Genomic DNA, 6,491 nt, shown 5'->3' on the forward strand with positions numbered 1-6,491 from the left:
TGACCGAGGAAGGGGCGCGCGGCATGCCGACCGAGGCCGACTCCGAGTCCCGAGAGGCCGAGCAGCAGCGCGGGTTCACCTTCCCGAGCGCGCTGACGGTGCTGGCGATCGTCACGCTGCTCGTCTGGGTGGTGGCGTTCTTCGTCCCGTCCGGCAGCTACGAGCGCGGCGCCGACGGAGCGCCCCGGCAGGGCACCTACCGGCGTGAGCCCTCCGGACTCGGCGTGCTGGACCGGTTCGACGAGCTGTTCCTGTCCCCGGTCAACGGTCTCTACGGCGTGCAGGACAGCCGGACGGGCCGGGTCGGCCCTGACCTGACCGGCGAACTCTACGGCGCCGCAGGGGTCTTCTTCTTCGTACTGGCCATCGGGGCCTTCATCACCGTCGTCTTCTCCACCGGCGCCATGGACCGCGGCATCGGCCGGCTCGCGCACCGGCTGCGCGACCGGGGTGCGTTGCTGATCGTCGGCATCATGCTGGTCTTCTCGCTGCTGGGCACCGTGGAGGGGTTCGCGGAGGAAACCCTGGGCTTCTACGGGCTGCTCGTGCCGCTGATGCTCGCGCTGGGATACGACCGGATGGTGGCGACCGGCACCATCATCCTGGGCGCCGGTGTCGGGGTGCTGTGCTCGACCGTCAACCCCTTCGCCACGGGTGTGGCCTCCTCGGCCGCTGACATCTCGCTGGGCGACGGGATCGCGCTGCGCGCGCTGATGTGGCTGGTGCTGACAGCGGTCACCATCGGCTACGTCGTACGGTACGCGCGCCGTGTGCGGGACCGCCCCGAACGCTCCCTGTCCGGCTACCGGCCCGGCGACCGGGAGGCCGGGACCGTGCGCAGCGACGCGGACGAGCCGCCGCCGCTCACCGGGCGGCACAAGCTCATCCTGCTGACGGTCGCCCTCGTCTTCGCCTTCATGATCTTCTCGGTGATCCCCTGGGCGAGCGCGTTCACCGGGGAGGCCGACGCCACCCCGTACGACTGGGAACTGGGCTGGTCCTTCCCGCGGTTGGCGGCGCTGTTCATCTGTGCGGCGATTGTGGTGGGGCTGCTGGCGCGGATGGGGGAGCAGCGGTTCACCAGTACCTTCGTCCGCGGAGTCGGCGAGTTCGCCTCGCCCGCGCTGGTGATCGTGCTGGCCCGCGGGGTCACGGCGATCATGAACAATGCGAAGATCACCGACACTCTGCTGCACTCGATCGAGGGGGCGGTCAGCGGGGTCCCCTCGGCGCTCTTCACCGTGATGATCTTCGTCGTCAATCTCCCCCTCGCCTTCCTCATCCCTTCCACCTCGGGACACGCCACCCTGGCCATGCCGATCCTGGCGCCGCTCGCCGACTTCGCGGGCGTCTCGCGCGCGGTCGTGGTCACCGCCTGGCAGGCGGCCAGCGGCTGGATGAATCTGTGGGTGCCCACCACCGCCGTCGTCATGGGCGGCATCTCCCTCGCCAAGGTGGGCTACGACCGCTATCTGCGCTTCACCGTTCCGCTGCTGGGTCTGCTCGCGCTGCTGATCACGGGGTTCGTCGCGTTGGGCGCGGTGCTCACCTGAGAGCGCACGGGCTCGCCGGCTGAGCAGGGGCCGGTCGGCCAGGTTTGCCGCGTTCGAAGGTGGGCAGCGGAATCCGGATGAGTACGGGGACGGGTGAAGGGGGACTCATGCCGGTCACACTGGGTGAGGAAGTGACGCTGCTGGCGCTCGAGGACGACACCGGCGCCGCCAAGAGCCGTTCAGCCGCCGGGTGGGCCGTGGCGGGCGGCGTCCTGCTGGACCTGACGCTGGCCGGACGAGTGACCGTCATCGACGGCCGGCTCACGGTGACCGACCCCACCCCGACCGGCGACGGACTGCTGGACGGCCGTCTCGCGAAGATCGCCGAATGGGCCGCGCGCGATGCCAAGTGCAAGGTCGGCGACTGGCTCGCCAAGGACCAGCCCAAGGCGCTCGACGCCGCCGTCGAGCGCCTCTGCGAACGGGGCATCGTCGTCGAGCACAAACGCCGCACGCTTGGCATCTTCACCACCCGCCGCTTCCCCGAGGTGGACGGGTCGGCCGAGCGCGAGCTACGGCACCGGCTGGAGGACGTGGTCCGCTACGGCGCGGAACCGGACGAGCGCACCACCGGGCTGATCGCCCTGCTGCACGCAGCGCGGCTCCACGGGGTCGCCTTCCCGAGCGTCCCCCGCAAGCAGGTGGCCCCGCGGATGGAGGCCATCGCCGAGGGCCAGTGGGTCACCGAGGACATCCGCGAGGCCATCAAGAACATGGAGGCGGTCCTGGTCGCCGTCATGACGGCCACCACTGCGGCGACGACGGTGGCCACCATGTGAAACGCAGCCCCGCGCCCCGTCAGGGGCGCGGGGTGTCGGCACAGGGGCTGGGGCGGCCACATCCAGAGGCCGCCCGACGGCCTCAGCCGCGGAGCATCTGGTACGCGGGAGTGGTCAGGAAGTCCTCGTACTTCTCGTCGAGTGCCACCCGCAGCAGCAGATCGTGGGCCTCCTGCCAGCGGCCCGCCGCGAAGGCGTCCTCGCCGGTCTCCTCGCGGATCGCGGCGAGTTCGTCGGCCGCGACCTGCCGGGCCAGCTCCGCGGTGACCTGCCGGCCGGTGTCCAGGACGACGCCCGCGTTGATCCACTGCCAGATCTGGGAGCGGGAGATCTCCGCTGTCGCCGCGTCCTCCATCAGGTTGAAGATGGCCACCGCGCCCAGGCCGCGCAGCCACGCCTCGATGTAGCGGATGCCCACCTGCACGGCGTTGCGCAGGCCCTCGAAGGTCGGACGGGCCTCCAGGGAGTCGACGGCGATCAGGTCGGCAGCCTTGACATGCACGTCCTCACGCAGCCGCTCCTTCTGATTCGGGCGCTCGCCCAGTACGGCGTCGAACGACGCCTTGGCGACGGGCACCAGGTCGGGGTGCGCCACCCAGGAGCCGTCGAAGCCGTCCTTGGCCTCGCGGTCCTTGTCGGCCCTGACCTTCTCGAAGGCGACCTCGTTGACCTTCGGGTCCTTGCGGGACGGGATGAACGCGGCCATGCCGCCGATGGCGTGCGCTCCGCGCTTGTGGCAGGTGCGCACCAGCAGCTCGGTGTAGGCGCGCATGAACGGCGCCGTCATCGTCACCGCGTTGCGGTCGGGCAGCACGAAGCGCGAGCCCGCGTCCCGGAAGTTCTTGACGATGGAGAAGAGGTAGTCCCAGCGCCCCGCGTTCAGCCCGGCGGCGTGGTCGCGCAGCTCGTAGAGGATCTCTTCCATCTCGTAGGCCGCGGTGATCGTCTCGATCAGGACGGTGGCGCGGACGGTGCCCTGCGGGATGCCGCAGTAGTCCTGCGCGAAGACGAACACCTCGTTCCACAGCCGCGCTTCCAGGTGCGACTCGGTCTTGGGCAGGTAGAAGTACGGGCCCTTGCCCAGGTCGAGCAGGCGCTGCGCGTTGTGGAAGAAGTAGAGCCCGAAGTCGACCAGCGCGCCGGGCACCGGCCGCCCGTTGCAGACCAGGTGCCGCTCGTCCATGTGCCAGCCGCGCGGCCGGACCACGACGGTGGCCAGCTCCTCGGCGGGGCGCAGCGCATAGCTCTTTCCGGAGCGCTCGTCGGTGAAGTCGATGCGCCGCTCGTAGGCGTCGGTCAGATTGAGCTGGCCGCCGATCACGTTCTCCCAGGTGGGCGCCGAGGCGTCCTCGAAGTCGGCGAGCCACGCCTGTGCCCCGGAGTTGAGGGCGTTGATCGTCATCTTCCGGTCGGTGGGGCCGGTGATCTCGACCCGGCGGTCCAGCAGCGCGGGCGGGCAGTCGGCAACCTTCCAGTCGCCCTCGCGCACGTGAGCGGTCTCCGGGAGGAAATCCAGCGTGCTCGTACGCGCGATCTCGGCGCGCTTCTCGGCGCGGCGGGCCAGCAGCTCGTCCCGGCGGGGGGTGAACCTGCGGTGCAGCGCGGCCACGAACTCGAGCGCGGCACCGGTCAGAACCTCGTCCTGCCGCGCGGGCCGCTGCCCGGGGTCGACGCCGACGATTTCCAGCGGGGAGGGCGCTGGTGCGGACATGGTGGGTCACTCCTTCGACAAGCGGTGAACTGCGGCCGCCGGGCGATGTGCGGCGCGGGGCGGCACCGGGTGCCGCGTGCCGCGCCGGGCGCGCGGAACGCGGTCATGAGCACCTTCGGGACAGGAAGGTGCTTCTGATCAGTGGAGATTAGTTTCCTCATAGTGGAACTTCAAGAGTTTGTTGACGTCGAGATATCTCTCACGCCGCTCCACCCCCGGAACCAGCCACTCCACTGTCCTCGGGTGCCACCCGGCGCCCCCTCCACGCGCCGGAGCGAGAAACCCCGCCTACCGCAGCCGGTGCAGGTCCTGCGGGGTGTCGATGTCGGCGGGGTCGGCGATGTCGGCGCACTCGACGAGGGTCAACTCGGTCTGCCGCTCGCGGAGATAGCTGCGCGCCCCGGTGTCCGCCTGTGCGCTCTGGGCGACGCCCTCCCAGTGCGCGGAGCCCAGCAGCACGGGGTGGCCGCGGCGGCCCTCGTATGTCGCGGCGGCGAGGGTGGCGGGGGAGCGGTACGCGGCCCGCACCCTGGCCACGGCCGCCGCGCCGATGCCGGGCTGGTCCACCAGGGAGACCAGCACTGCGTCGGCCCCGGAGACCGCCTCCAGGCCGGCCCGCAGTGAACCACCCATCCCCTCCGCCCAGTCGGGGTTGTCGACCAGAACGCAGCCGGGCAGCCGTGCGGTCCTCCGTACCTCCTCGGCGGCCGCGCCCAGGACGATGTGGACCGGTGTGCAGCCGCCCTCCCGCAGGACCTGCACCGCGTGTTCCACCAGTGGCCGCCCCGCATACGGGAGCAGGGCCTTGGGGCGCCCTCCCAGCCGTCGCCCGCCACCGGCGGCCAGCAGCAGCCCGGCCACTCGCGGAGCCGTGTCGCGCACGCGGCTGTCGGAGCCCTGTTCCCTCTGCGTCACATGTCCATGGATATCGCACGTAGGGGGGAGCCAACCGTCATCCTTGGGGACGATCATCGGAAAAGGCACCCTGAAATCTCGCATTCCGTGTGGCGCCACACGCGTAGAGTGGCGTTTACTGTCGGAATCTCCGACAGGAGCTGCCAACTCCTCGGAGGAAAGCGGTAATCCCGCGCTCCGCGCCGCGGGACATCCCATGTGGGGGGAGAAAGTGCGAAGCGAGACTGTGGGGCAACGGCGGACCGTGGCCGCCGGGCACGACACCGGTGCCGACCCGCGCATCGAGGCGCTGGGCCGCGCCGTCCACCGGATGCGGCGGGCGCTGGACGCGCACCCCGCCGAGCTGCGCGACCGGCGCGAGGCCGAGCGGGGGCTGGAGGCGCTGGCCGCGTCGGTCCGTTCGGGAGCACCCGTCGCGGAAGAGCTGCGGCACTCCCTGTTGCTGCTCGCCGCCGCCGTCGGCTCGGTCAGCGCGCTCGCGCTGCCGCTCGCCGGCGTCCGCGAAGCCGTCGAACTCTTCGGCAGCGGCCCGCGCCCGACCAGTTGAGCCCTTCCGGGTACTGTCTGATCGTCTTGACGGGCGACGACCACATCGGGGGCAGTGTTTCATGTCTGACGGAGCGGCAGCGGAGGTCTTCACCGCGCTCGCGGAGGACGATCCCACCTCGGTCGCCGGGTACCGGCTGGCGGCCCGTCTCGGTGCGGGTGGCATGGGGAAGGTGTATCTCTCCTACACCCCGGGCGGGCGTCCTGTCGCCATCAAGGTGATCCGGCCGGACTTCGCCGAGGATCCGGAGTTCCGGCGCCGTTTCCAGCAGGAGGTGCGGGCTGCCGAGCGGGTGCAGGGGTTGTATACGGCGCCGGTGATCGACAGTGACACCGAGGGGCCGTATCCCTGGCTGGCGACGGCCTATGTGCCCGGGCCGTCACTTGCTGAGGCGGTGACGGCGCACGGGAGGCTGCCGGTGTCCACGGTGCTGTTCCTGGTCGCCGGGATCGCGGAGGCCCTCCAGGTCATCCACAAGGCGGGCATCGTCCACCGGGATCTGAAGCCTTCCAATGTGCTGCTGGCGGAGGACGGGCCGCGTGTCATCGACTTCGGTATCGCCCGCGCCGCCGATGCCACCTCGCTCACCAGCAGCGGGGTCACCATCGGTACGCCGTCGTTCATGGCGCCCGAGCAGGCCGAGGGGCAGCGGGTGAGCGGGGCCACGGACATCTTCGCGCTGGGCCAGATCGCGGCGTACGCGGCGCTGGGCACCCCGGCTTTCGGCGAGGGCACCTCGCACGGTGTGCTGTACCGCATCGTCCACGCCGAGCCCGCGCTGGACGGTCTCCCCGACGAGCTGAGCGGGCTGGTCACCCGGGCTCTTGCCAAGAAGCCGGAGGACCGGCCGGAGCTCGATGAGATCCTGCGGATGTGCCAGACGGCCTCCGGCGACACCCAGCTGCGGCGGCCCGGCGACTGGCTGCCGTCCGCCGTGGCCGCGGACATCACCCACCGCGCGGCGGCACCCGCACCGCCCCAGGCCC

6 protein-coding genes are annotated in these 6,491 nt (G+C 71.0%); 4 read left to right on the forward strand and 2 right to left on the reverse strand.

Annotated features, from left to right (window positions below; translation table 11 throughout):
- The first annotated feature begins 23 nt into the window (after positions 1–23).
- Positions 24–1,553, forward strand: coding sequence for a YfcC family protein (locus ITI46_RS17790; RefSeq protein ID WP_209240596.1), 1,530 nt, complete (start codon positions 24–26; stop codon positions 1,551–1,553).
- A gap of 107 nt (positions 1,554–1,660) precedes the next feature.
- Positions 1,661–2,332: a GOLPH3/VPS74 family protein gene (locus ITI46_RS17795; protein WP_209240597.1), complete on the forward strand. Its 672-nt coding sequence runs from the start codon at positions 1,661–1,663 to the stop codon at positions 2,330–2,332.
- Between the two features lie 82 nt (positions 2,333–2,414).
- Here ITI46_RS17795 and aceB read toward each other — a convergent pair whose 3' ends face one another.
- Complete coding sequence (aceB, locus tag ITI46_RS17800) at positions 2,415–4,043, reverse strand: malate synthase A (RefSeq protein WP_209240598.1); 1,629 nt, start codon at positions 4,041–4,043, stop codon at positions 2,415–2,417.
- Between the two features lie 288 nt (positions 4,044–4,331).
- A complete protein-coding gene (locus ITI46_RS17805) occupies positions 4,332–4,958 on the reverse strand; it encodes a nucleotidyltransferase family protein (protein ID WP_307808218.1) in 627 nt (208 codons plus the stop codon).
- Between the two features lie 211 nt (positions 4,959–5,169).
- On the opposite strand from ITI46_RS17805, the gene ITI46_RS17810 reads away from it, so the two are divergent.
- Both ITI46_RS17810 and ITI46_RS17815 read left to right on the forward strand, forming a co-directional pair.
- On the forward strand, positions 5,170–5,505 hold the full coding sequence (locus tag ITI46_RS17810; protein WP_307808219.1) for a DUF5955 family protein: 336 nt from the start codon (positions 5,170–5,172) through the stop codon (positions 5,503–5,505).
- A 61-nt stretch (positions 5,506–5,566) separates the two neighbouring features.
- Positions 5,567–6,491: serine/threonine-protein kinase (locus ITI46_RS17815; protein WP_209240604.1), on the forward strand; the 925-nt coding region annotated here is incomplete at its 3' end.

It is taken from the genome of Streptomyces oryzae (assembly GCF_017676365.1).
GTDB classification, from domain to species: domain Bacteria; phylum Actinomycetota; class Actinomycetes; order Streptomycetales; family Streptomycetaceae; genus Streptomyces; species Streptomyces oryzae.

Coding starts and splice junctions, on each gene's coding strand:
- ITI46_RS17790 (WP_209240596.1), top strand. CDS start 24: ATGCCGACCGAGGCCGACTCCGAGTCCCGAGAGGCCGAGCAGCAGCGC.
- ITI46_RS17795 (WP_209240597.1), top strand. CDS start 1,661: ATGCCGGTCACACTGGGTGAGGAAGTGACGCTGCTGGCGCTCGAGGAC.
- aceB (WP_209240598.1), bottom strand. CDS start 4,043: ATGTCCGCACCAGCGCCCTCCCCGCTGGAAATCGTCGGCGTCGACCCC.